General features: G+C 48.5%; 15 protein-coding genes. 13 read left to right on the top strand and 2 right to left on the bottom strand.

Annotation, left to right across the window (positions count from 1 at the left end; all coding sequences use genetic code 11):
* Window positions 1-10: 10 nt before the first annotated feature.
* From D3H65_RS19005 to D3H65_RS18965, 9 genes are all read left to right on the top strand, one after another.
* Window positions 11-1504 (top strand): RagB/SusD family nutrient uptake outer membrane protein, encoded by a 1494-nt coding sequence (locus D3H65_RS19005; protein WP_119051821.1) that lies wholly within the window; start codon window positions 11-13, stop codon window positions 1502-1504.
* 1 nt (window position 1505) lies between these two features.
* Window positions 1506-2828 carry a rhamnogalacturonan acetylesterase gene (locus D3H65_RS19000; RefSeq protein WP_119051820.1) on the top strand — a complete coding sequence of 441 codons (1323 nt, stop codon included), beginning with the start codon at window positions 1506-1508 and terminating at the stop codon, window positions 2826-2828.
* A 311-nt stretch (window positions 2829-3139) separates the two neighbouring features.
* The gene (locus D3H65_RS18995) at window positions 3140-6007 is read left to right on the top strand and encodes a glycosyl hydrolase (protein WP_119051819.1); all 2868 of its coding nucleotides are present in this window, start codon (window positions 3140-3142) and stop codon (window positions 6005-6007) included.
* A 46-nt stretch (window positions 6008-6053) separates the two neighbouring features.
* Entirely contained in the window at window positions 6054-6488 is a 435-nt protein-coding gene (locus D3H65_RS18990) for a nuclear transport factor 2 family protein (protein WP_119051818.1), read from the top strand.
* A 204-nt stretch (window positions 6489-6692) separates the two neighbouring features.
* Window positions 6693-9542 carry a glycoside hydrolase family 2 protein gene (locus tag D3H65_RS18985; protein WP_245999529.1) on the top strand — a complete coding sequence of 950 codons (2850 nt, stop codon included), beginning with the start codon at window positions 6693-6695 and terminating at the stop codon, window positions 9540-9542.
* 244 nt (window positions 9543-9786) lie between these two features.
* A complete protein-coding gene (locus tag D3H65_RS18980) occupies window positions 9787-11946 on the top strand; it encodes a hypothetical protein (RefSeq protein WP_211345515.1) in 2160 nt (719 codons plus the stop codon).
* A gap of 78 nt (window positions 11947-12024) precedes the next feature.
* Window positions 12025-15645 carry a DUF4450 domain-containing protein gene (locus tag D3H65_RS18975; protein ID WP_119051816.1) on the top strand — a complete coding sequence of 1207 codons (3621 nt, stop codon included), beginning with the start codon at window positions 12025-12027 and terminating at the stop codon, window positions 15643-15645.
* 101 nt (window positions 15646-15746) lie between these two features.
* Complete coding sequence (locus tag D3H65_RS18970; protein WP_119051815.1) at window positions 15747-16640, top strand: Abi family protein; 894 nt, start codon at window positions 15747-15749, stop codon at window positions 16638-16640.
* 87 nt (window positions 16641-16727) lie between these two features.
* On the top strand, window positions 16728-17663 hold the full coding sequence (locus D3H65_RS18965) for a glycoside hydrolase family 43 protein (RefSeq protein WP_119051814.1): 936 nt from the start codon (window positions 16728-16730) through the stop codon (window positions 17661-17663).
* 417 nt (window positions 17664-18080) lie between these two features.
* On the opposite strand, the gene D3H65_RS18960 is transcribed toward D3H65_RS18965, so the two are convergent.
* Both D3H65_RS18960 and D3H65_RS18955 read right to left on the bottom strand, forming a co-directional pair.
* On the bottom strand, window positions 18081-18992 hold the full coding sequence (locus D3H65_RS18960; protein ID WP_119049468.1) for an IS3 family transposase: 912 nt from the start codon (window positions 18990-18992) through the stop codon (window positions 18081-18083).
* The gene (locus D3H65_RS18955; RefSeq protein ID WP_119049026.1) at window positions 18989-19363 is read right to left on the bottom strand and encodes a hypothetical protein; all 375 of its coding nucleotides are present in this window, start codon (window positions 19361-19363) and stop codon (window positions 18989-18991) included. Before D3H65_RS18955 ends, D3H65_RS18960 begins: the two co-directional genes overlap by 4 nt.
* Before the next feature lie 409 nt (window positions 19364-19772).
* Here D3H65_RS18955 and D3H65_RS18950 point away from each other — a divergent pair, with 409 nt between their 5' ends.
* From D3H65_RS18950 to D3H65_RS18935, 4 genes are all read left to right on the top strand, one after another.
* On the top strand, window positions 19773-20459 hold the full coding sequence (locus D3H65_RS18950; RefSeq protein ID WP_119051813.1) for a hypothetical protein: 687 nt from the start codon (window positions 19773-19775) through the stop codon (window positions 20457-20459).
* A 9-nt stretch (window positions 20460-20468) separates the two neighbouring features.
* On the top strand, window positions 20469-21005 hold the full coding sequence (locus D3H65_RS18945) for a hypothetical protein (RefSeq protein WP_119051812.1): 537 nt from the start codon (window positions 20469-20471) through the stop codon (window positions 21003-21005).
* 343 nt (window positions 21006-21348) lie between these two features.
* Entirely contained in the window at window positions 21349-23934 is a 2586-nt protein-coding gene (locus D3H65_RS18940) for a rhamnogalacturonan lyase family protein (RefSeq protein WP_119051811.1), read from the top strand.
* A 163-nt stretch (window positions 23935-24097) separates the two neighbouring features.
* Entirely contained in the window at window positions 24098-25975 is a 1878-nt protein-coding gene (locus tag D3H65_RS18935) for a rhamnogalacturonan lyase (protein ID WP_119054566.1), read from the top strand.
* Window positions 25976-25985: the final 10 nt, after the last annotated feature.

Genomic DNA, 25985 nt, shown 5'->3' with positions numbered 1-25985 from the left:
ATCGATCAGTATGAAAAATATTTGTTACCTCTTCGCGGCGATCATCCTGCTTGCTTCCTGCGAAAAGAAACTGGAACAATTGCCCATCTCTGCATCACCTGCTGATGCATTTTATTCCTCACAAAATGATTTCCTGCAGGCTACCAATGCCACCTATAACAGCCTGCGCGGTTATCCCGACAGGCAATTGAACTTATCCGAAACAAGATCGGATAACTTGTATGCTGTGTCCGATGGTGGTGTGCGTGATTGGGAAGGGATCAACAGCTTTCACAAGACCATTGCTGCCAATCCCTATGTTACAGAAGCATGGAATGTAAACTTCAATGGCATCTTCCGGGCCAATATCCTGTTGGATCAGCTGAAGAAAAATGGTACGGTGATCCCCGATGCCAGTCTGCGTACGCGGCTTGAAGCAGAAGCGAAATTCCTGCGGGCCTTCTTTTATTTTGATCTCGTAAGGTGGTTTGGAAAGGTACCTGTTATCGATCACCCGGTCTCGCCGGAAGAAGCCTTGCAAATTCCCAGGGCCGCAGTGGGAGATGTGTACAACCTCATCATGGCCGATCTGCAGTTTGCAGGTACCAATTTGCCGGAAGTTTATCCTGCTGCCGATAAAGGAAGGGCTACCCGTTATGCCGCCAAAACATTGTTGGCGCTGGTGTATATGACGCGCTCCGGTATTTCCTATGGTATTGAAGGGCCGGGCCTCGGTGTGAATGAATGGGACAAAGCGGCCCAATTGCTGGAGGAAGTGATCAGTAGCAATAAATACAGTTTCCTGCCGAAGTACACGGACATATTTTCCTTTACCAATGAAAACAATGCAGAAGTGGTTTTTGATGTGCAGTACATCACGGGGGCCAATCCTGTATTGGGTTCTACCTTTGCCTGGGTGCTGGTGCCCGATACCTGGTTTCAGTCGCAGGGTAAGGCCACCCAGGGAGGGTTGACCATACGGCCTGTTTCCAATGATCTGCTCAATTCGTATGAGGTGGGTGATACCCGCAAAGCGTTTTCTATACAATCAGGGTATACCTATAATGGCGTAACGGAAACACGTTCTTTCTTTAAGAAGTATGTTGATCTTACCAAAGTGCCTTCCAACCGTGTAGACTGGCCCATCAATTTTATTGTGTATCGCTTTACAGATGTCCTGTTCATGAAAGCAGAATGTATATTGCATGGAGCGCCGGGTACGCAGAGTTTTGTAGACAGCGTAGTAAACCAGGTGAGGGGAAGGGCTTCCCTGTCTGCCACGGCCACCAATGTGACCCTGGCACAGTTGATGGGTGAAAGAAGAAGGGAGTTTGCTGCTGAAGGTTCCCGCTGGCACGATCTGGTAAGAAGCGGCCTGATAGAAACCATTATCCCTGCCTGGATCAGCGCCGAAGATGTGCAGCATACCATGCAGCCTTTCCAGAAAGATTATATCATCTATCCGGTTCCTCAATCAGAACTGGATACAAAACCAGGTTTGTACCTGCAGAATAAGGGATATTAGTATGAAACATTGTATTGCCCTGCTTGCTTGCTTTATTGCTTTGCTGACTCAGGCTCAAACCAATGCCTGGCGTTTTGATTTTGGTACAGGGACTACCGCTGCGGGCTATACAGCTGTAGGCCCCTCCACTTTTTACAACGAACAAACCGGCTATGGTTTTGAACCGGGGTCTGTTTTGATCGCTACAGACAGGGGAGGTAAAGACGCCTTGCGCAGTGATTTTATTACCAGCAGCCTTCCCTTTCAGTTCTCGGTGAAAGTGCCGGAAGGGAATTATAATGTGACGGTAACCCTTGGTGATGCAGACAGCGTCACTGTAGCCACCATCCGGGCCGAATGCCGCCGTATGATGGTACAGCAGGTGAATACGAAGAAAGGCAAATTTGCTACTGTATCCTTTACCGTTCATGTGCGCGATTCATTGATAAAGGGTACCAATAAAAAAGTACGCCTGAAACCAAGGGAGATCAATTACCTGCACTGGGATAATAAACTGACCCTGGAGTTCAATGATGCCCACCCCAAAGTTTGTGCTGTGGAGGTCACGCCGGTGCAGGATGCCATCACGGTATTCCTGGCGGGCAACTCCACCGTAGTGGATCAGGCAGAAGAGCCTTATGCCGCCTGGGGTCAAATGCTGCCTTCCTTTTTTCAACCAGGCAAGGTGGCTATTGCCAACTATGCAGAATCGGGCGAAGCACTGAACAGTTTTATCTCTGCCCGCCGCCTGGAGAAAGTATTGAGCCTGATGAAAGGGGGTGATTACCTCTTCATCGAGTTTGGACACAATGACCAAAAGCAAAAAGGAGAAGGTATCGGTCCGTTCACATCCTATAAGCGCGATCTGAAATTCTTCATTGACGAAGCCCGTAAGAAAGGTGGTATACCTGTACTGGTTACTTCCATGCACCGCCGCAATTTCGACAGCACCGGCAAAGTGGTCAATACCCTGGGTGATTATCCTGCTGCCGTACGGCAAACAGCTGCAGAAGAGAAAGTAGCGCTCATTGACCTCAACAATATGAGCAAGACCCTATATGAAGCCTGGGGACCCGATAAAAGTCAGCTGGCTTTCGTGATCTATCCTGCCAATACATTTCCCGGTCAGGAGAAAGAGCTAAAAGACAATACCCATTTTAATCCTTATGGCGCTTATGAAATAGCCCGCTGTATAGTACAGGGCATCCGGGATAATAAGCTGGGCCTGGCGCAGTACATTAAAAAAGAGGTGCGCACTTTTAATCCGGCCCATCCTGATGACATTAAAAAGTGGCATTGGTCGCTGAGCCCACGTATGAATATGGTAAAACCCGATGGGAATTGAAAAAGATGTAAATGTCAGGCTGAGCCTGTCGAAGCCGTCTAAAGGGTGGGGCGCCCTTGAAGGGCGGCTCACCCTGGTCTAAAGAGCTTGTTCCGCTCTGCGAAACTCAGGGTGGCAATGTATAATACTTACAGGATAGGTCAGGATGATTCAATAGCCTTAGGGGCCTACTTTAGACATTAGGTTAACACTAAATTATTGCTATATGAAACCATCTGCTCCAGGCAGGCCCGTAATAGGGTGTTGCCCTATATTATCCTTCATTTATTCTCCTGTTGTTTTAAATTACACCTGGTGTTAAGTTGTTACCCATGAAAAAGTTGTTTTTCATTGCTTGCTTACTTTTTGCAATTATAGAGGCTTACCCACAGGCTAAATGGCCCGTTATCACCCAAACTGCCAAACCCTGGACACGCTGGTGGTGGGAAGGCAGCGCCGTCAATAAAACAGACCTGCAATGGTCCATGCAGCAATACCAGCAGGCGGGCCTTGGCGGACTGGAAATAACGCCTATTTATGGAGTGCGGGGAGCCGAACAACAGTTCATTCCTTTCCTCTCTACCCAATGGGTGAGTATGCTGGAATACACCTTACAGCAAGCCAAAAGCTTTAACCTGGGTATTGACCTGGCCACGGGTACTGGCTGGCCCTTTGGTGGTCCCTGGGTTACGCCCACCGATGCCTGCAAAAATGTAAACCTGAAGACCTGGACACTGAAGGAAGGTGAGCAACTCACGGAGAAGATCACTTTTACCCAGCAACCCATGGTACGCACAGTGAGTGGTAAACCTGTAGATATAAAAACATTGTCTTATCCCGTTGCCACCAATAAGAACCTGCAGGAATACGCTTTTGACCAGGTGCGTTATGAAAAGCAATTGCCCCTCAGCTTACTGATGGCTTATGATGAGAAAGGAAACAGTCAGGACATTACTGCTAAAGTAGGCACCGATGGAACACTTAATTGGATAGCCCCCTCGGGCAACTGGACATTGTATGCCCTGTTCCAGGGCTGGCATGGTAAAATGGTAGAGCGGGCAGCACCCGGTGGAGAGGGTGATGTGATAGACCACTTTTCCTTACCTGCTCTGCAGCATTACCTGCAATATTTTGATAAAGCCTTTGCCGGTAAGAACCTCAAAGGCATCCGCTCTTTCTTCAACGACTCGTACGAGGTAGATGATGCACGTGGGCAAGCCAACTGGACACCCGATATGCTGCAGGTATTTCAACAAAGGCGTGGCTATGACCTGCGCAAGGAATTACCAGCCTTGTATGGCAAGGATACCAAAGAGAAGAATACCCGTGTATTGAGCGATTACCGGCAAACCATTTCCGAATTGCTGCTGGAAAAATTCACTACCCCCTGGCATAGCTGGGCAAAAGCAAAAGGCTCGCTGGTCCGCAACCAATCGCATGGATCACCTGCCAATATCCTCGACCTGTATGGGGCTATCGATATTCCAGAAACAGAGGGTACCGATATCTTACGTTTTAAGTTTGCTACTTCCACCACCCATGTGTTGGGCAAACCGCTGGCATCAGCAGAAGCAGCCACCTGGCTCAATGAGCATTTTCAATCCAGCCTGGGTGATGTGAAAGTGGCGCTGGATAAATATTTCATTGGGGGTGTGAACCATATCTTCTATCATGGTACCAATTATACACCCAAGAACGATCCCTGGCCAGGCTGGTTGTTTTATGCCGCTGTACATTTTCATCCCAACAATCCTTTCTGGAAAGATTTCCCTACCCTCAATCAATATGTGGCCCGCTGTCAGTCATTCCTGCAAGCCGGTAAACCCGACAATGATGTGTTAATGTATTTCCCCATCTATGACCGCTTTGCAGAGCCGGGGCGCGACCTGCTGCATCATTTTGATGGAATGGAAGGGTTTGACAATACTGATTTTAAGAGCAGCGCCAGCTGGATGCTGGAACATGGTTATGCATTCGACCTGTTTTCTGATAAGCAATTGCAATTAGTAAGCAATAAGGGTGCGGGGTTGTTATCAGGCGGCAATGCCTATCAGACCATCCTGTTGGCAGAAACAAAGTACCTGCCACTGGAAACCCTGCAAAAACTGGTTACGCTGGCGCAAAATGGCGCCACCATCCTGGTGCATAAGTCTTTGCCCGGTGATGTACCGGGTTATTCCGACCTGGTCAATCGCCAGGCTGCGTTTAAGCAATTGTTGGCCCGGTTATCATTCAGCACTGCTAATGACGTGCAACAGGCACTTGTGGGGAAAGGCCGTTTTGTGATGGCCGATGACATGCAGCAATTATTGTCTGCCGCCAAAGTGCCGCAGGAAACCATGGCCGTACAAGGATTACAATGTATACGCCGGGCCATACCGGCCGGCAAATATTATTTCATTACCAATACCGGTAATCAACGGGTGGATGCCTGGGTAAACCTCGCTACTACTGCAGAGCATATCACGGTATTCGATCCAATGACGGGGAAGGCCGGGAAAACAATGGTGAGGAAGGAAGGCGGGCAAACAGCCGTGTATCTGCAGCTCAACCAGGGCGAAAGTTGTGTGCTGCAAAGTACACCCACAGCAGATGCCAGCAGTCCCTATAATTATTATGCGGTTGCCGGCAATCCAGTGAAGATCGGGGGCACCTGGAAGATATCCTTTCTGAGCGGTGGCCCTGCGCTGCCTGCTGCCACCACTACTACACAACTGACTTCCTGGACCACCTGGGCAGGAGACGGTCTGAAGGAGTTCTCCGGCACAGCTTCTTATACTACCAGCTTTGCAAAGCCGGCAGGCAAGGTGCAGGATTTCCTGCTCGACCTGGGCAATGTGCAGGAGACAGCAGAGGTATTCCTGAATGGGAAACGCGTGACTACCCTTATCGGCCCGGTATTCCAGGTAGTGCTTCCGGCAGGATCATTGAAAGACAATAACCAGCTGGAAATAAAAGTGACCAATGGCATGGCTAACCGCATTGCAGATATGGATAAGAAGGGAGTACACTGGAAGAAATTTTACAATACCAATTTCCCGTCGAGGCTGCCAGCTAATCGTGGGGCCGATGGACTGTTCACAGCGGTTAACTGGACACCCAAACCTGCCGGGTTGACAAGTGAGGTTACTATTACGCCAATAGTATATATGGATAAAGTACGAATTAAGCAGCCCGACCCATCGCGGGTAATACAATAAAACTTAATATTGGGTTCATTCTTAACCCGCAAAAAATATATACTGTATGCGTATCAAATTAATGGGCCTGTTATTGATCGCCAACCTTACCTATGTTGCAGTCGTGGCACAATCCAAAGACGAAGCCGCAGTAGGGGCCGCTGTGGAAACACTCCGCAAAGCCATGGTGGATGGTGATAGGACAGCACTGGAGAAAATAGCCGCTGCCGAACTGACCTATGGCCATTCCAGCGGCAAGCTGGAAGACAAAGCTGCTTTCGTAGAAGCGATTGCCAGTGGCAAATCTGATTTTGTGACCATTGATCTCACAGAGCAAACCATCACCGTATCGGGCGATGTGGCCATTGTGCGCCATAAGTTAGCTGCTACCACCAATGATGGCGGTAAGCCCGGTACAGTAAACCTGGCCATCCTTACCGTATGGAAGAAACAAGGCAAAGAGTGGAAACTATTAGCCCGTCAGGCAGTGAAGATTGTCTAACTGTGAACCAGGTATTGACGTTTCACCCATTTTTTGTTCATTTCGACCGCAGGGAGAAATCTGTTATCGAAGCAAAGGCATTGCCGATAGCAAGGGCGCCTGAATACAACAATGGGGAGCTTACCTGCGACCGCAATAAGCCGGTAGTTGATAAGCTGCGACCAATGAGCAAGTGATAGCACAGGGGCCTTTGGAATACCTGATATGAATTTTCATCGTACGATAAGCGCAATGCTATTGATGGCCTTGTTTGCTACAGCGAGCGGCCAGGAAAAAGAGATCAGATACCTCTCCGGCACTGATAAAGACAATACCATCAGCTGGGATTTTTATTGTACCGGTGGGCGTAAGAGCGGCACCTGGACCAGTATACAAGTGCCTTCCTGTTGGGAGCAACAGGGTTTTGGCGCTTACAATTATGGACGCGACTACAAGACCTACGGACGTAATTTCCGCTTTGCTGATGAGAAAGGCATGTACAGGCATTCCTTCACCATTCCTGCCAATTGGAAGAAGAAAGAAGTGTTCATCGTATTTGAAGGCGCCATGACCGATGCCGAAGTAAAGATCAACGGTCAGCTGGCAGGTCCGGTACACCAGGGTGCTTTCTATCGTTTCAAATACAATATCACCGATAAGCTATTACCAGGCAAGCCCAACAAACTGGAAGTGACCGTCAGTAAAATGTCGGCCGATGAATCCGTCAACAATGCAGAGCGCCTGGCAGACTATTGGGTATTCGGCGGCATCTTCCGCCCCGTGTACCTGGAGGCTGTTCCTAAAGAGCATATTGAGCATACCGCCATTGATGCCAAAGCCGATGGCAGTTTCGCGATCAGGGTGGCCCTTCAAAATATCAGTGGCCCCCGGCAACTCACTGCCGTTATCGTAGATGCTGCCGGCAAGCAGGTCGCTTCCATGTCTCAGGGAGTGAAGGCCAATGATTCCATCGTACTACTCACCACAAAAGTTAACAATCCTCAACTGTGGACGGCTGAAACACCTAATCTGTATTCCGTAGCATTAACACTGCGGCAAGGGCCCGATCCTATTGCCCGTACGCATGAGCGCTTTGGGTTTCGCACCATTGAAATACGCAAGGGAGATGGCATCTACATCAATGGTGTGCAGGTAAAGATGAAAGGCATCAACCGTCATGTATTCTGGCCTGAAACAGGGCGTACCGTCAGTCCGACTATTGACCTGGCCGATGTACAGCTCATGAAAGAGATGAACATGAATGCCGTACGTTGTTCGCACTATCCACCCGATCAACGTTTCCTGGAGTTGTGTGATTCCCTGGGCCTGTATGTACTGGATGAACTGGCTGGCTGGCAAAAGGCTTACAGCACTAAAGCAGGTGCTCCCCTGGTAAAAGAAATGGTAACCCGCGATGCCAACCATCCTTCCATTATTTTCTGGAGCAATGGCAATGAAGGCGGTCATAACAAAGAACTGGATGATGATTATGGCATGTATGATCTCTCCAACCGTCCCGTGATCCATGCCCATCACCGTCCCGGTAATACTTTTAACGGCATTGACTGCAACCACTATGAAGATTATTACAGCAGCAAGAATATCCTCAACGGACCAGATATTTACATGCCTACCGAATTCCTGCATTGCCAGGATGATGGGGGAGGTGGTGCTGCCCTCAATGATTTTTGGGAACTGCATTGGGGTGCTAAGAAGTCGGGCGGCGGATTTCTCTGGGCCCTGGTGGATGAAGGCATTGCACGTACCGATTTCAACGGACGCATTGACGTGAATGGGGTGAATGCGCCCGATGGGGTGGTAGGACCGCACCGGGAGAAGGAAGGCAGTTTTTATGCTATCCGGGAAATCTTCTCTCCGGTCAAGATACAGGTAGCAGCTTTACCTGCCGCTTTCAATGGCAGCCTGCCTGTAGAGAACCGTTATCACTTTACCAACCTGAGCCAATGCCGCTTTAGCTGGCAACTGGTGAATTATACCAAACCTTTCAGCGGACAATCGGGTGTTACCGTCTTACAGAAAGGAGTGGCCAGTAGCCCTGCGGTGGCTGCTACTCAATCCGGCACCCTGTTGTTGAACCTGCCTGCCGATTGGAAAAACCACGATGCCTTAATGGTGATCGTTGTTGATCCTTCCGGCAAAGAAGTGTACCGCCGCACCTGGAATATCAAAAGCAATGAGCAGTTGTTGAACAGCGTGATCACCACCAATACTGATTCTGTATGGGTGGCAGAAACAGATTCTACCCTGGCACTCCGGTCGGCGGGTATCACCCTTTCCTTTAGTAAAAAGAATGGACAACTCACCGGCGTTACCAATGCCAGCAGCAATGCATTGATGTTTCGCAATGGCCCCGTATTGGTAAGCGGCCAGGCTGAATTCAGTACTATCAAACAATTTGCCGATGGCAGTAACCGGGTGGTAGAAGTTTCCTATACCGGTGATTTGAAATATGCCCGTTGGACCATGCATCCCGGTGGATGGGTAAGCCTTGACTATGAATACAGCCTGCAGGGCAGCTATGCCCTGGCAGGTATCAGTTTCAGTTACCCCGAGAACTTTGTATTGGGCGCCAGGTGGCTGGGCAAGGGACCTTACCGCGTTTGGAAGAATCGCCTGCAGGGCGTGGGCAACAATGTATGGGAGAACATGTACAACAATACCCAGACCGGCAGCTATCCATGGAACTATCCGGAATTCAAAGGTTATTATGCCGATATTACCTGGATGGAAATGAATACCGTGGAAGGTAAATTCCTGATGGCCAGTCAGGACACCGGATTGTACGTAAGGCTCTTTAACTTTTATGGATTGTCGGGCGTTACACCACATCCGGCCCTGCCGGTGGGTGATATTTCTTTTCTCGATGCCATTCCGCCCATTGGCACCAAGCTGGCTTTGAACATCAGTACCAATACCAGCAACCTGGGACCGGCTGGTGAGTTCACCAAATTCAATGGCCCGGTAAAACGTACCCTTTGGTTTTATTTCGGATTACCAAAGCCAGAAGACCAGCGCAAACAATTTACTATGCCGTCTGTGAATGATTTGTTTTAATGTGGATTGACGACATGTGAGTTGAGTAAGAAAACACACCCTGGTTTGTCATTTCGACTTTCCCTCTTTGTCATTTCGAACGGAGCGCAGCGGAGTGAGAAATCTGTTTGCTTCGATAGCGGATTTCTCCCTGCGGTCGAAATGACAGAGAAGGGGTCGAAATGACAAAGAAGGGGTTGAAATGACAAAGAAGGGCGAAATGACAAAGAAGAAAGTAATGCCTTTTAACTGTGAATACCCATATATGAAATGTATAGCAATAGGTATATTATCGCTTACTTGTTATGTAGCGCATGCACAACAATCAACCATCGATCGCCAGGCCGTGGTACGCCGTCACACCATTCACATCAACAAAGCGGACTCCTTATCCTCCCTTTCTATAGGTAATGGCGGCTTTGCTTTTACCGTAGATGTTACCGGTCTGCAAAGTTTTCCCAATTTCTACAAAGGAGGTGTTCCATTGGGCACACAATCCGAATGGGGTTGGCATAGCTTTCCCAATACGGACAACTACAAATTTGAAGAAACCCTGCGCACCTATGAGTTGGAAGGTAAAAAGATACCTTATCCCGTGCAGGTGAAAGAGCCGGAGCGCAATAAAAAAGCGGCGGATTATTTCCGTGTCAATCCCCATCGCCTGCAATTGGGCAATGTTGGATTGGAGATCATTAAAAAGAATGGTCAACCGGCCGGCATTACCGATATTGAGAATATTGATCAGCAATTGGATATGTGGACGGGTGAGATCAATAGCCGGTTCACCGTGGAAGGCCAGCCTGTGCAGGTGATCACGTATGCACACCAGCAATTAGACGTGGTGGCTGTGAAGATCGTATCGCCACTGATAAAGCAAAAGAAGCTGGTCCTTACCATTCATTTCCCGTATCCCAATGGCGAGTTTAAAGATGTGGGGGTGAATGATAATAATGCCAATAAGCATACAACGGTTTTAAAAACCAGTTTGCCCCCGATGAGCGGTCTGCCCGTGCCTGCCGGTGAAGTGGTCGCTATTCGTCACCAGCTTGATACTACTCAATACGAAGTACAGGCCAGTTGGAAACAAAAAGCCTCCATACAAAAAAGCGTTGCACATCATTTTATAATCACACCTGAAGCCGGGGCCAATACTTTTGAAGCCAGTTTTCTGTTTACAGCAAACGCTTCCAAAAAGAAGCTACCGTCTTTTGAAGAAACGACCCGCAACAGTCAGTCTGGCTGGGCCCAATTCTGGCGTAGCGGTGGTGCTGTTGACTTTGCCGGCAGTAAAGACAGCCGCGCACCTGAGCTGGAAAGGAGGATGATCTTATCCCAATACCTTACCAAAATACAATGTGCATCCAATTTTCCGCCACAGGAAACCGGCCTTACCTACAACAGTTGGTATGGCAAGCCTCACCTGGAAATGCATTGGTGGCATGCCGTACATTTTGCTTTATGGGGCAGGATAGAATTGATGGAAAATAGCCTTGACTGGTATGCAACAGTTGCCGATGGTGCGAAGGCAATTGCCAAACGCCAGGGCTTTGATGGCCTGCGCTGGCAGAAGATGACAGACCATGCCGGTCATGAAGCGCCATCTTCCGTAGGCTCCTTTCTCATCTGGCAACAGCCGCATTTTATTTATATGGCGGAACTCTGTTACCGGGAAAAGAAAACCAGGAAGGTATTGGATAAATACAAGGACCTCGTATTTGCTACCGCCGATTTCATGGCTTCCTTTCCATCCTGGGACCCGGTGAAGAAAAAATACAACCTGGGCAAAGGGTTGATCCCCGCCCAGGAATGCTTCGATGCAGTAACTACGTTTAATCCCACTTATGAACTGGCTTACTGGCATTGGGCATTGAATGTGGCCCAGCGGTGGCGGATACGCCTGGGATTACCCCGCAAGGAGGCTTGGGATAAAATTATTAATGGCCTGGCCCCTTTACCTCAGGCCAATGGAGTGTATCTTGCTACTGAAAGTACACCGGATTGTTATACGACTGATCGCTATAAGACCGATCATCCGGCTGTATTGGCTACTTATGCTTCCATTCCAGGCAGCAATCAGTTGGATACCGTTGTCATGAAGAGTACCTTTGATCTTGTGTGGAAGGTGTGGAAATGGGAAGATACCTGGGGGTGGGATTTTCCACTCACCGCCATGGCTGCCACGCGGTTGCATTTGCCGGAAAAAGCCATAGATGCCTTATTCCTACCGGTTCGAACCAATACTTACCTTGTCAATGGCCACAATTTTCAGGATGAAAGACTAACGATTTACCTGCCGGGCAACGGTGGCTTGTTGAGTGCCATTGCCTTGATGTGTGCCGGATCCGATGCCGATAAAACCCCTAATCCGGGTTTCCCTGCAACTACCTGGACCGTTAAGTGGGAGGGGTTGCGAAAGATGCCTTAAAAAAAGTCTGTAGTCAGGAGTGCTGAGCTGGGAAGATGGCCGACTGCCGATGCACGATGGAAGATTCACGTAACCCCCATGATACGTTATCTATATATCGCTCTGACACTGGTAGTAATCCCTTGCTCTACCAATAGCCAATTGCCCGGCCCCTGGCATGGTAAGGAACGTAGTATCCATTACCGGCCGGAAGGAAAAGATTTTGTGACCACCAATGGTGCATTACGGTTCAACCGGGCTTTGTATGGTGGTAATACCGCATTCAGGGTAGAAGCGGGCGACCTGCCAGAATTTGCTTTGTACCTGCCTGGTATGGGGGGAAATTGTAAGCTGGGTATCATCGTTGGTAACAACAGCAAATGGCTTACTGAAGCCAGATCCATCAAGGCTATTTACCGGCCCGGCTCCATGTTGTATGAGATCAGCGATCCCTTATTGGGAACAGGCCTGTTGCAGATGACCGTAATGGCCACCTATACACAGGAAGCCATGATCATCCGGATTATTCCCAAAGGCATTACAACGGCTGTGCAGCTGTTTGCAGCTTATGGCGGCGTGACCGGAAAGAAATTCTCCCGTGATGGAGATATTGGCGCCGATCCCGAATCTTCCTTCTATTTGCAGTCTGCTTATTGCGTTAATAATGTATATGATATAAATGCCAATACCTTCACCCTTCATTATGGTGAAGCGGGGGCTAAAAAACTGGAAGGCATTTTTCCTGCCGGCATGCTGTTGCATACCAGCCATCCGGGTAAACAACAATCCCCATTGGTATTAGATCAATCTGCGGCTACCGATACTTCATCACTGATCAGCGGAAAGGTATTGTTGAAGAAGACCGACACCCTTTACCTCGCTATCCGGCAGCCTGCTGCCACCGCAACAGCCATGAGTTATGATGAACTGCCTGCCATTTTCCGCGCAGCGGAGACAACGCGCAAAGACCTCGCTGCCCGTGTGCAGGTCAATACCCCCGATGCCTATATCAATACCCTGGGTGGTGCTTTGAGTATCGCAGCGGATGCCATCTGGGATGATCCTACTTATATGCACGGTGCTATTGCCTGGCGTATGCGCCTGCCTGCCTGGCGGGGTGCTTATACAGCCGATCCATTGGGTTGGCATGACCGTGCCCGTACACACTTCAGCAGTTATGCCCAGTCTCAGATCACTACACCCCTCACCGGTCCCGTGGTGCCGGATACCGCGCTGCACTTTGCCCGTCAACAGGAAAAAATTGGCAACGTCCTTTTCAGCAGCGGTTATATCTGCCGCAATCCCAATGGCGATATACGCCCCCATCATTATGATATGAACCTCGTGTTCATCGATCAGTTGTTCACCCATTTTTGTTATACCGGCGATACCGCCTTTATTCAACAAATGTGGCCCGTGATAGAACGGCACCTGGCCTGGGAGAAAAGGAATTTTGACACCGATGGCGATGGTTTGTATGATGCATATTGTTGCATATGGGCCAGCGATGCCTTGCAATACAGTGGCGGCGGTGTTACCCATTCTTCCGCCTATAACTACCGTGCTAATAAGATGGCGGCAGCGCTCGCAGCTGTAGCAGGTAAAGATGCTGCGCCTTATCAACAGGAAGCGGCAAAGATCGCGCAGGCCATTCAACGCCAGCTATGGTTGCCCGGAGATGGCTGGTATGCAGAATACAAAGACTTATTGGGAAACAAATTAACACATCCGGCTGCCGGGCTGTGGACCATTTACCATGCTATTGATTCCAAAGTGCCCGATGCTTTTCAGGCCTGGCAATCCTTGCATTACATCGATACAAAAATTCCCCATATCCCTGTACAGGCAAAGGGAGTGACGGGTAAAGATTATTACCTGTTGTCTACCACCAACTGGCAGCCCTATACCTGGTCTATCAACAATGTGGCCCTGGCCGAAAACCTGCATACTGCCCTGGCCTACTGGCAGGGTAATCGGTCAGAAGCGGCTTATACATTATGGAAGAGTGCTTTGCTTGAAAGCATGTACATTGGCGCCAGTCCCGGTAATTTTCAGCAGCTGCCTTTTTATGATGCCATACGGGGTGAACTGTACCGCGACTTTGCCGATCCTATCGGCATGGCATCGCGCACCCTCGTAGAAGGCTTGTTTGGCATACAACCTGATGCCCTGCGCGATACCCTCACCATCAAACCGGGTTTGCCCGCCAGCTGGAATTATGCATCCCTGCAGGTGCCCGATATACAATTTGATTTCAAACGCGATCCAGTCAAAGATCAATACACCATCCTGCCATCTTATTCCCACAGCATGCACCTGAAGTTGCAGGTAAAGGCCCATAAGACCAGTGTAGCAGCTGTAACAGTCAATGGAAAAGCAGTGGCCTGGAAGGCCATCAAAGAAGCAGTGGGTGATCCCTTGTTGGAAATAACCGTCCCCAAGCAGGCCCGTTATAGTATTGTCATTACCTGGAAAGGAGTTGCGCCAGCCAAAATATTGTATGATAGTATCTATGCAGCTGGTTCATCTTTATCTATTACCGGCGGCGCAGCCATGATACAGGAAGTATACGATCCACAGCAGGTATTGGAAAAACCGGTAACCAATAATAACAGGTTGCAGGCAAAGGTATTGCCGGCTTTTGGCGATAAGACTGTTTTTGTTCGGCTGCAACAAGGCAGTTGCAGCTGGTGGCAGCCGCTTGCTTTTACCATAAAACCGCCCGTTGAGATCATTGGTTCAAGGGCCGATTCGAGCGGCATTTACTTTACCGTGCGAAACTATGCGGCTGCAGTGCAGGGTACCCTGGTGATCAATCCCGGCCCGCGCGTAATTCGCATGCCCTTGCAGGTGGCAGCGAAGAAAGTATCACCCACGGTGCACATCCCTGCTCCTTACCTCATCACCGGCAGTAACCTGGTACAGTTTCAATGGGATAGTGTGAACAGCGCACAAACGACGATGCTCAATTGGGATATTCCTTCTATTGGTATTGCTTTTGAAAAGATCGATCTGTCGGCCCAGATGAATGGGAAGATCAATAACCTGTTTCAGCAGAGCTATCTGTCACCCCGTCCGGCATCGCCTACTTTGCAATTGCCTACACAGGGTATTGGTAATTGGTGTTATCCCCTGGTGCAGCCTGTTATTGATGACAGCGGCTTACGGCAACTGGCTGGTGGCAATAATGAGATCAACCTCGATCAACATATTCCTTTTGGTATTACCGGCGATACCAATACCAACAATATGGTGTTTACTTCCCAATGGGATAATTACCCGAAGGCCGCCACCATTCCCTTGACCGGCCGGGCTTCCCATGCTTACCTCGTGATGGCTGGCAGTACCAATCCTATGCAAAGCCGGTTGGTGAATGGTGAAGTGCGCGTACAATACACCGATGGATCGGTCGATACCCTGGTGCTGCGCAATCCCGAAAACTGGTGGCCTATTGAGCAGGACTATTATATCGATGGATATGCGTTTGCCACCAATGCCACAGCGCCCCTGCGGCTGTATTTAAAGACCGGTCGTATCGGAACGGCATCACGGGAATACACCACCCTCAAAGGCTTCAGTAACCGGGCTATTGAAGGGGGCGCCGCTACCATCCTCGATATGCCCCTCAACAACGACAAAGACCTGAAGTCGATCAGTGTACATGCCCTGGCTAATGATGTGGTGATCGGATTGATGAGTGTAACGCTGGTGAGAAATTAAAAAAGATTTGTTGAATTAAATAAAATATGTATATTTGATTCAACAACACCTGCCACGCCTCTGATTCAAGCGCACTTTGGCGGGTTTCTTTTTTAATATCCATGAAATACACAGATCCTCCGCTTAACATAGGGGAACAGCTTGCCCTGCTTCAACACAATAATCTTACAATAGACAATGTAGATACTGTCAGAGGAGTTTTGACGTCGGTCGGTTACTTCCGGTTGAACAACTACATGAAATACTTCAAAAAGGACAATAAATTCAGGAATGGAACTATTATCAAAGACATTCAGGGTTTGTATGAGTTTGATAAGGTACTGCGTATAAACTTATTCGACGCTATCGCTGATATCGAAGTCGCTATAAAAGCGTTGATCAATAATACCCTGGCATGTAAGTATGGCTCACATTGGTTGGAAATTGCTGAGATCTTCAAACCTGGTTTTTCCTACTATCATCAATCGTTATTAACCGAGATAACGGAGTATTGCAAAAATAATCCGGATGAACACTTTATAAAAAAATATAAACAAACTTATAGCGACCCTGTTTTACCTCCCTCCTGGATGATCATGGAAGTGTTGTCATTTGGAAAAGTATCAATGGTTTATGATGGTATCTTGAATACCGATGACCGGGTTAGTGTTTCGGCCTATTTAAAAACACATGACAATATCCTCTCCTCCTGGTTGCATTCATTTACCTACGTCCGCAACCTATGTGCTCATCATGCAAAAATTCTGGATAGAAACCTGACCATTAAACCTACCATGCCTGCCCGAAAGAAAAACCGTTTTTTACTGGATGTCGATGAACTGGATGTGTCCAAAATATATTCGGTCCTATGTTGCATTCAATATTTATTGCTTACTTTAAAATCAAACTCCGGGTTTAAGGAAAATATAATCAACTTAGTGTCCGGCAATCCGGTAATTAAGGCAGATGCCCTGGGCTTTACCAGTAACTGGACACAGGAGAGTATTTGGAAATAGAAGGCTTTCTGTTGGTAAAAATTGATAACTATAAATCCTACGCTTTATATATCTTGCCTACCTGCCGCGTCAATCAGGCAAACCTATATGAAAAAGTTCTTTATCACCTTTTGCTTACTTGTCCAATCTGTTTTATTGATTGCTCAATCTAAAGAGCTTGTTTATATTTTCTCCTACTTCAAAGGTAATGGTGAAGATGGATTGCACCTGGCTTATAGCCAGGATGGCTATACCTGGAATGCGCTGCGCCACGATAGTTCCTTCCTGAGACCCACGGCCGGTAAAGACAAACTGATGCGCGATCCCTGTATTGTGCGTGGCCCCGATGGCACATTCCACATGGTGTGGACCGTAAGCTGGAATGAGAAAGGCATTGGTTATGCCAGCTCCAAAGACCTGGTGCACTGGAGCGATCAGCAATACCTGCCTGTAATGGAACACGAGGCAGGTGCCCGCAACTGCTGGGCTCCGGAGATGTTTTATGATGCCGGCAAAAAGCAATACATGATCTATTGGGCCACTACCATTCCCGGTAGGTTTGCCCAGGGCGATACCGCAGGCGATGACAAATACAACCACCGCATATATTATGTGACCACCGAAGATTTTGTGAACTTCAGTCCCACGAAGCTTCTGTATGATAAAGGGTTCAATGTCATCGATGCTACCATTCAGCAAAATGGCAAACAGTATGTGATGTTCCTGAAAGATGAGACAAAGAAACCACCGCAGAAGAACCTGCGCATAGCGACCAGCAACAGTTTGGCAACAGGCTATTCCGCTCCTTCAGCACCCATCACCGGAAAATACTGGGCCGAAGGTCCTACAGTTATTAAGATCAAAGGCAACTGGATCGTTTACTTCGACAAGTACACAGAGCATAAGTACGGCGCTATCAGTTCTACTGATCTAAAAACCTGGACAGATATCTCCGACAAGGTTTCTTTCCCCAAGGGGCTGCGGCATGGAACTGTATTTACCATCACCAAAGAAGAACTGGAGCGATACATGGCCCTCCCATAACCTATAGTAGTCGTATATAGTCGAATCAGGTAATCTTAGTGGATTCTGGTCAATACCTACCCTATAGATTAGGGTCTCCTTTAATTCCTAAGTACGTTTGTTGGGAATTAATGAAGGTAATTGCAAGGGAAGCTGTAGGGTAGTCATAGGGTAGTCGAAGCGTAGTAATAGGGTGCTAATAGCGTTTATCATTAAAACAGCCATTTTTACTTAAAACGGCAGGGCCCCTTAATGCTCATGTGTATTTGTTGCCACTGCCCCAACCACCTACCAACCTGGCCTCATCCATGTACCATCCATGTGTCAAATGGGGGTGTTCTCCAATGTGTCTTGTACTGAAAAAACCTTACAGTTGGGCAGGTCAATACGGTTTTTACTTTACATGCTTAGGCAATAATACGGATATCGCTTTACAGGTTAGGAACTTTGTTGGTCACCCGGATTGTTTTTACGTTTCCTGGGCTTCCATCTTTTTTTCAATTTTCCCTCTCTAAGGTGAGCCTGATCAGGTGTAAGGTTATCACAGCTCATGTGTTGGCGCAGCCGGTTATACAGGTCAATGGCGTTATGGGTAACGCTTGTTGCCTGGCTATAGCCTTCAAAAACCCTATCCAAATCCAGTTCTGTTTTAAGGATGCCGTTTACCCTTTCTGCAACCGGATTTTCATACGGACTCCCTGTCTGGGTCATACTGATGCGGATCTGATTTGTTTGTAATACACTTACATACTGGTCACAGCAGTATTGTATCCCTCTATCTGAGTGGTGGATAAGACTTTGGGGTACATAGTCTTTTAAGGACCTGATAGCTTTGTTCAGGGCTATCAGACATCCCTGGACCCGCAGGTTCTGGCTTACATGATAACCGACTATTTTTCTGGAATAGGCATCCGTTATCAACGACAGGTACATAAATCCCTTTTCTGTCCGCAGATAGGTAATGTCGCTCACCCAATGTTGCTGAGGCTTTAGTACTTCCAGTCCTTTGATCAGATTGGGCCATTTTCTATAAGGGTGGTCGGACCAGGTGGTACGTGCATGGCTCCTTTTGCGCTTTTGCAACATGTTATGCTTTTTGAGTAACTTAAAAAAACGGTCCCTGCCCATCCTGATGTTATGCGCCTGCAGCGCTGGTCGCAGAGAGCCCAGCAATTTCACAGCGCCTTCTTTCTTTAAGACTTTGCGTGCTTGTGTTGCCAGGTCCAATACAAGTTCTTCCCGCAACTGCCCGTTGGCCGCCTGCCATCCATGTTCATAATAAGCCTGCCTTGTTTTACCAAACAATGCGCAAAGTGTGCCTATCGCTGCCTGAGGATAGTGCTGTTTCACTTGCCGGACTGTTTGGTACCAAACTTTTTTACAATGTCCACTCCCAGCTCCTTACCGGCATTTTCAAGTAACATTTCCCAGGCTGCTACTTTGAGATTGGCCTGTTGTAATTGCTTTCTGAGTTCTTCTACTTCACTGGTTGTGGCAGGCTGCTGCGATTGTTGTGTCGGCTGGACAGGTGGTATTTCTCCCGTGGGATAGTTTGCCTTATACCATTTTACAAAATGCCGGACTGTACTTGGACCAGGAAGACCATACTTGATAGCCAATTTCATATAGCCCAGATCACTACTTAGATACTCACGGGCTACTGCGATCTTGAGGATGTTGTCATGGACAGGATCCCGACCGCCCTTGTTGTTTGAACTCATAATGGGTAAATTTAGGTTTCTGTATACTTACTACCCATTTATGTAAGGAGATTTCAGGAACGAGACAATGAACGGTACATGTTTGACACATGGTTCACACCTGGTTTGCATAACTTTCGTACTTGTGTTGATTGATAATCAAATCGGTAGACCTGGTTCCCAGGCCCGGTAAATGGCTGGGTTGTTTACATTTCGCTGTAAATTAATTACTTAGGGTGCCAGGAAACACAATCAGGTGTTAACTTGCCTGAACTTTATTACAAGACCAGCGTATAGCTGCCGGGTTTATAGGCTGTATGAACTGCTCCTCATTACAGTGCCCTTTAAATGCATTACGGATCTTTTAGGACTGTGTTTGCATTTGGTTTATGGAATCCTTCTGTTTTCAGCATCATGCTAAAAAGCGCGCATGAAACAATCTACACGGCATTCGGCAAAAATGGTCTTGAAGGCAGTCACATTGGTCATACTCTCGGTTGCTTTCTCTTTGCAGGCATCGGCTACCGCCCAATACCCCGATAAGGTATGGTACAACGGGAAGGAATATGCCATGCACACCAATCCGCTGGAAGTCTTTTTCGAAAAGAACCCCGGCAGAAAACCCAAAGATGGTGTTCAGTCAACCGCTTTGTGGAGGGGCTATGTGGCCACTTTTGAAATAAAAGACAATCAATTGTTGCTGAAGGATATTGAAATTCAAATTGTTGATACAGCCAGGGAACATAGCTATAAGTGGATGAGTGTACTCAACGAGGTTTTTCCCGATCAGCGTGTGATCAACATCGACTGGTTTACAGGATTGCTGGTATTGCCTTGCGGCAAGCGGATCAATTATGTGCACATGGGTTATGGGTCAACCTATGAAAACTATATCCTGCTTGAAATTGGCCAGGGAAAACTGACCCGGGAAAAGAAGCTCGGACACAAGGAATATGAAAAATTTAAAGCGCAGCAATTCCAGGCATTTAAAGAAACCGACGAGTATAAGAAGCTAAAAGAAAGCCTGAAAAAGGATGGCAGCACGAACGCATTTATTGATTCCTTCTTAAAGGATTTCATCACTGAGTATTCGACAAAAATATTGGTCGATAATTAATTTGACCCCATGAAGCACTGGACCATTTTATTTGCACTCTTTCCATTACTGACGGTTGCTCAATCAACCAGTCACCAAAAACTGGTAGATAGCCTGAAGTTGGTGGCAGATATGCCTTATATCTGTGAAGTAGCAGATGGTTGTGGCGACAAAATTTTCTGGCGGGTAGTGCAACAAAAGCAAGCCATCATTCCGCTGCTGATAGATAAACTATCCGATGTCTCTACGACCAGGGCAGTAGTCCCTAATTTCGGCGGACAATGGACTGTTGGCGATATCGCCTATAGCGCCTTGCAGGAGATCATACAGGATATTCCCACTTTTGAACTGCTGGGTGTTAAGTTTGACCAGGCTGGCTGCGGCTATTGCTCCTATTGGAACCATTTGCGGAGAAGCAGGCAAAACAGGATACGGTTCCAGGCGGCTGTCAGGAGTTGGTACAACAGGAATAAACAAAACTTAATATGGGTGGTCAGCAATGATTTCACAACCTGTGACTGCCAGGGGCTACACCCTAATGGGGGACATTTTGCTTTGAAAAAGTGAGGTCCACCTCTACAGTCATTTTAAGTTGACCACCACTTTCAACTTCTATGCCGGCTGGTGGGCCAAATGGATCATGAAAGATATCCAGAATAATATATTGCAAGTGGAAAAGAAACGGGCTGAAGAAATCCCATGACAGTACAGGATAGCCAACTGTGAAGGATACGCTAAATTTAAATACTTGCTTGATCTACACTAATTATTAAGACTGCATACAACATGCAGGTACACTCCCCGGCTTTCAACTCTCCCCTGGGGCATTATCAGCTTGTTATAGTAAACGTAAATCGTGAGAAGACCCCCTCACGCCCGGCCTCGTTTTCCTTAACCAAACATATGCCATATGAAATGTTCTCTACCTTATTCTGTAGAGGGTGCCTGCCTGCGCCCCCAACGGAACCGCTTTACCAGCCGCAAGTTATCTTTTCTCCTTTCCTTTTTATTGATCAGTAGCACCATGCAGGCCCAATACCAGATGGAATACCTGGGCCGGGGTGTAGTGGCCGTACGCACCAGCAGCAGCGAGGTATACGTTGGCTGGCGTTTACTGGGCACCGATCCTGCGGGTATCAGTTTTAATGTATACCGCGGTACCACTAAGATCAATGCCAGCCCCATCACAGCTTCTACCAACGTGGTAGACAATATCACCACCAATAATACCTATACCGTACGCCCGGTGATCGGTGGTGTAGAACAAGCTGCCTCAACAGGCGCAGGCGTTACCACGCAGGCCTACCTCAATGTGCCGCTGCAAATACCAGCAGGTGGTACCACACCCAGCGGTGAAGCTTATACCTACACCGCCAATGATGCATCCGTAGGCGATCTTGATGGTGATGGAGAGTATGAGATCATCCTGAAATGGGACCCCACCAATGCAAAAGACAATTCACAATCCGGCTATACCGGCAATGTGTACATCGATGCCTACAAGCTCAATGGCACCCGCCTGTGGCGCATTGACCTGGGCCGCAACATCAGGGCGGGCGCACACTACACGCAGTTCCTGGTGTATGATTTTGATGGCGATGGCAAAGCGGAAATGGCTTGCAAGACAGCCGATGCCACCCGCGATGGAGTAGGAACTTATATCGGCAGCTCTTCTGCTGATTACCGCAATACCAGTGGTTATGTACTCACAGGCCCGGAATTTCTCACCGTATTCAATGGGCAAACAGGTGCAGCCATGGCTACTACCAATTACCTGCCTGCCAGGGGAACAGTTTCATCATGGGGTGATAACTATGGAAACCGGGTAGACCGCTTCATAGCCTGTATGGCCTACCTCGATGGACAACGCCCCAGCATGGTATTCGGACGTGGATATTATACCCGCCTCGTGCGCGTAGCCTGGGATTGGCGCAACGGATCACTCACTCAACGCTGGAACTTTGACAGCAACAACTCAGGCAACAGCGCCTATGCAGGCCAGGGTAACCACCAGATGAGTGTAGCCGATATTGATGGCGATGGCAAACAGGAAACCATCAACGGTTCCAGCGCCGTCAACGACAATGGTATCGGCTCCTGGGCCAATGGTATGGGCCATGGCGACGCTCTGCATGTAAGTGATATGGACCCCGACAGGGCAGGTCTGGAAATATGGCAGCCTTATGAAAGCCCGGGTAGTAATGGACAGGTAGGCGCCGCCCTCGTAAACGCCGCTACCGGCGCACGCCTGTGGACAGTGGCCGAACCTAGTGCCGATGTAGGTCGTGGCCTGGCAGCAGATATTGATCCGCGTTACAAAGGATACGAATGCTGGGCTTCCCGCGGCGGCCTGTATACCGTAAAGGGTGTACAGATCACGACCACCAAACCCTCTATCAATTTTGCCGTGTGGTGGGATGCTGATCTTTCCCGCGAATTGCTCGACGGTACCACCATCAGCAAATGGAATTATACTTCTTCTACTGTCAGTACTTTATTATCGGCCAGTGGTACAGCATCCAACAACAGCACCAAAGCCACACCGGCCCTGAGCGCCGATGTATTGGGCGACTGGCGGGAAGAAGTGATCCTCCGCGCTTCTGACAACAGTGCACTAAGGATATATACTACTACCATCCTGGCCACCAACCGCATTTACACCTTAATGCATGATCCGCAATACCGCATGGCCATTGCCTGGCAAAACGGAGCCTACAACCAACCGCCGCATCCGGGATTTTATCTCGGTACAGATATGAATACGCCGCCCACGCCCAACATTGTGATGGTAGGCGCTCCGCCGCCGCCCACTGGCAACGGTATCACCATTGAAGAAAATACCACCGGCTTCTGTAGTGTGGATGGAACGGTAGACAATAACAATGCAGGGTTTACCGGAACGGGTTTTGCCAATGCCAATAATGTGGCCAATAGCGGAGTCAACTGGCGCATCACAACACCTGCTGCCGGATCTTATACCCTTAGCTGGCGTTATTCTAATGGCGGTGGCGCCGACAGGCCATCCAGGTTATTGGTGAATAGCAGCACTGCTGTGGCCAGTATCAGTTTCCCGGCTACTGCCGACTGGACCACCTGGACTACCGCTTCTGTAAATGTTTCCTTGCCGGCAGGTACCGTCAACCTGCGGCTCGAAGCAGTCAATGCTACAGGTCCGGCCAATATTGATAATATCACCATCACAGGCAGCAATCCGGTGGCGGTCGCTTGCGCCAGTGCCAGGATAGCAACCAATACAATCCCAACAACTGAGGAACGTATTAAAGTAGCCGTATTTCCCAATCCTTCCGCCAGCAGCTTCCAGTTAACAGCCCCGGGTGCTTTTGAATACGAAGCCTATGATGCAGCAGGACGCCTGATTGAAAAAGGTACAGCACAAAGCAGGAAACAATTGGGTGCTTCCTGGACTGCAGGATGGTACCTGGTGAAGATCAAATACAATGACGAAACGATTACGACGAAAGTGACGAAGCAATAGGAAAAGCTATGAGATTCTAGCCTCGAGCTGCGAGCAACGAGTTTAGAGCAATGAGCCCAAATATCAGGCTCGCAGCTCGTGGCTCATGGCTCGCAGCTTCTTTAACTTCAGAACAGTACAGGATGGAGAAAACTTGATAGCATGCTACCTTTTCAACCGCTATATGAAAAAGAATCACCTCTTGCTTTGTCTCCTGTTACTCTATACCTTTGAACCGCTTACCGCACAGCGTCAAATGGAATGGCTTGGTCGCGGTGTACATGCTGCCACCCAACCCGATGGACGTATTTTTGTAAGCTGGCGCCTGCTGGGCGATGATCCCGATACGATCGCTTTTAATGTGTACCGCACAGCGCAAGCCGGTAAGCCTGTTAAGCTCAATAAACAACCCATTACCAGTTCCACCTCTTTTCAGGATACCAATCCCGATACTACCAAAAGCTATACGTATTTTGTAAAGTCCATTATTAAAGGAAAAGAAGGAGCCGCCAGCCAACCATTTGTACTGAAACCTGGTACACTGCCCTATGTTTCATTGCCTTTACAAACACCAGCCGGTTATGCACCCAACGATGCTTCGGTAGGTGATCTCGATGGGGATGGCGAATACGAGATCATCTTGCACCAGACCAGCCGCGCCAAGGATAACTCCCAGGCGGGTATTACCGATCCGCCCATCTTTCAGGCTTATAAAATGGACGGCACTTTACTATGGACCATTAACCTCGGGAAGAATATTCGTGAAGGCGCCCACTATACCCAGTTCATGGTGTATGACCTGGATGGTGATGGCAGGGCCGAGATCGCTATGAAAACGGCTGACGGCAGCATGGATGCCAAAGGAAAAATAATTGGCGATTCTTCCAAAGACTGGCGTAATGAACGTGGTTATATATTAGCTGGCCCCGAATACCTCAGCATATTTAATGGACTTACCGGCGCAGTCATGGCTACTACCGCCTATATACCTGCCAGGCATCCATCTTCCCTTACGCCCACTACCGAAGAACTGAAATCTATTTGGGGCGATGGATACGGCAACCGCATGGACCGTTTCCTGGCTTGTATTGCTTACCTCGATGGCGTGCATCCCAGCCTGGTCATGTGCCGTGGTTATTATACCCGCACTGCATTGACAGCCTGGGATTGGAAAAACGGGCAACTTACTTCCCGCTGGGTATTTGATACCAACAATGGAAATCCCACCTATGCTGGTCAGGGCAACCACAATTTAACCGTAGCTGATGTAGATGGCGATGGAAAAGATGAGATCGTCTACGGCGCCATGACGATCAATGATGATGGAACAGGGTTGTACTCCACCGGCCTGGGGCATGGTGATGCGTTGCATGTAACCGATCTCGATCCTTCCCGCCCGGGTTTGGAAGTGTTCGATATCCAGGAGCGATTTGATGATGCAGGGGCTAACTTCCGCGATGCGCGCACAGGAGAAGTGCTTTGGAAGAAAGCATCTGTAAAGGCGGGAGAGGATGGGGAAGGACCGGGCAGGGGACTGGCACTGGACATTGATCCCCGCTATCCAGGGTACGAATGTTGGGTGGCCGGTGCCGGCATTACCGGTATGTTTGATTGCAAAGGAAACAAGATAGCCGACAATACACCGGCCTGCAATATGGGCATCTACTGGGATGGCGATGTGCTGAGTGAAATACTGAATGGTACCTCCATTGATAAATGGGATTATCAGAACAGTAAGACCAGCCGATTGCTGGAAGCTTCGCAGTACAATTGCGTGCGCAACAATGGCACCAAGTCCAATCCCGTGTTGAGTGCTGATATTTGGGGCGACTGGCGCGAGGAAGTGATCTATCGCACGGCAGACAACAATGAATTGCGCATCTTTTCTACCACCATTCCTACAACACACCGTTTTTATACACTGATGCATGATCCGCAATACCGGCTCAGCATCGCCTGGCAAAACGTAGCGTACAACCAACCGCCCCATACCGGTTTCTTTATGGGAGAAGGCATGAAGCCTCCACCGAAACCGAATATTAAAATGTCTCAACTGAAGTAAGATATAATCA

This window comes from Paraflavitalea soli (assembly GCF_003555545.1).
Lineage (GTDB): Bacteria > Bacteroidota > Bacteroidia > Chitinophagales > Chitinophagaceae > Paraflavitalea > Paraflavitalea soli.
The sequence above is the reverse complement of the archived record's forward strand: the minus strand, read 5'-3'. Positions and strand labels throughout refer to the sequence as shown.

Coding starts and splice junctions, on each gene's coding strand:
- D3H65_RS19005 (WP_119051821.1), top strand. CDS start 11: ATGAAAAATATTTGTTACCTCTTCGCGGCGATCATCCTGCTTGCTTCC.
- D3H65_RS19000 (WP_119051820.1), top strand. CDS start 1,506: ATGAAACATTGTATTGCCCTGCTTGCTTGCTTTATTGCTTTGCTGACT.
- D3H65_RS18995 (WP_119051819.1), top strand. CDS start 3,140: ATGAAAAAGTTGTTTTTCATTGCTTGCTTACTTTTTGCAATTATAGAG.
- D3H65_RS18990 (WP_119051818.1), top strand. CDS start 6,054: ATGCGTATCAAATTAATGGGCCTGTTATTGATCGCCAACCTTACCTAT.
- D3H65_RS18985 (WP_245999529.1), top strand. CDS start 6,693: ATGAATTTTCATCGTACGATAAGCGCAATGCTATTGATGGCCTTGTTT.
- D3H65_RS18980 (WP_211345515.1), top strand. CDS start 9,787: ATGAAATGTATAGCAATAGGTATATTATCGCTTACTTGTTATGTAGCG.
- D3H65_RS18975 (WP_119051816.1), top strand. CDS start 12,025: ATGATACGTTATCTATATATCGCTCTGACACTGGTAGTAATCCCTTGC.
- D3H65_RS18970 (WP_119051815.1), top strand. CDS start 15,747: ATGAAATACACAGATCCTCCGCTTAACATAGGGGAACAGCTTGCCCTG.
- D3H65_RS18965 (WP_119051814.1), top strand. CDS start 16,728: ATGAAAAAGTTCTTTATCACCTTTTGCTTACTTGTCCAATCTGTTTTA.
- D3H65_RS18955 (WP_119049026.1), bottom strand. CDS start 19,363: ATGAGTTCAAACAACAAGGGCGGTCGGGATCCTGTCCATGACAACATC.
- D3H65_RS18950 (WP_119051813.1), top strand. CDS start 19,773: ATGAAACAATCTACACGGCATTCGGCAAAAATGGTCTTGAAGGCAGTC.
- D3H65_RS18945 (WP_119051812.1), top strand. CDS start 20,469: ATGAAGCACTGGACCATTTTATTTGCACTCTTTCCATTACTGACGGTT.
- D3H65_RS18940 (WP_119051811.1), top strand. CDS start 21,349: ATGAAATGTTCTCTACCTTATTCTGTAGAGGGTGCCTGCCTGCGCCCC.
- D3H65_RS18935 (WP_119054566.1), top strand. CDS start 24,098: ATGAAAAAGAATCACCTCTTGCTTTGTCTCCTGTTACTCTATACCTTT.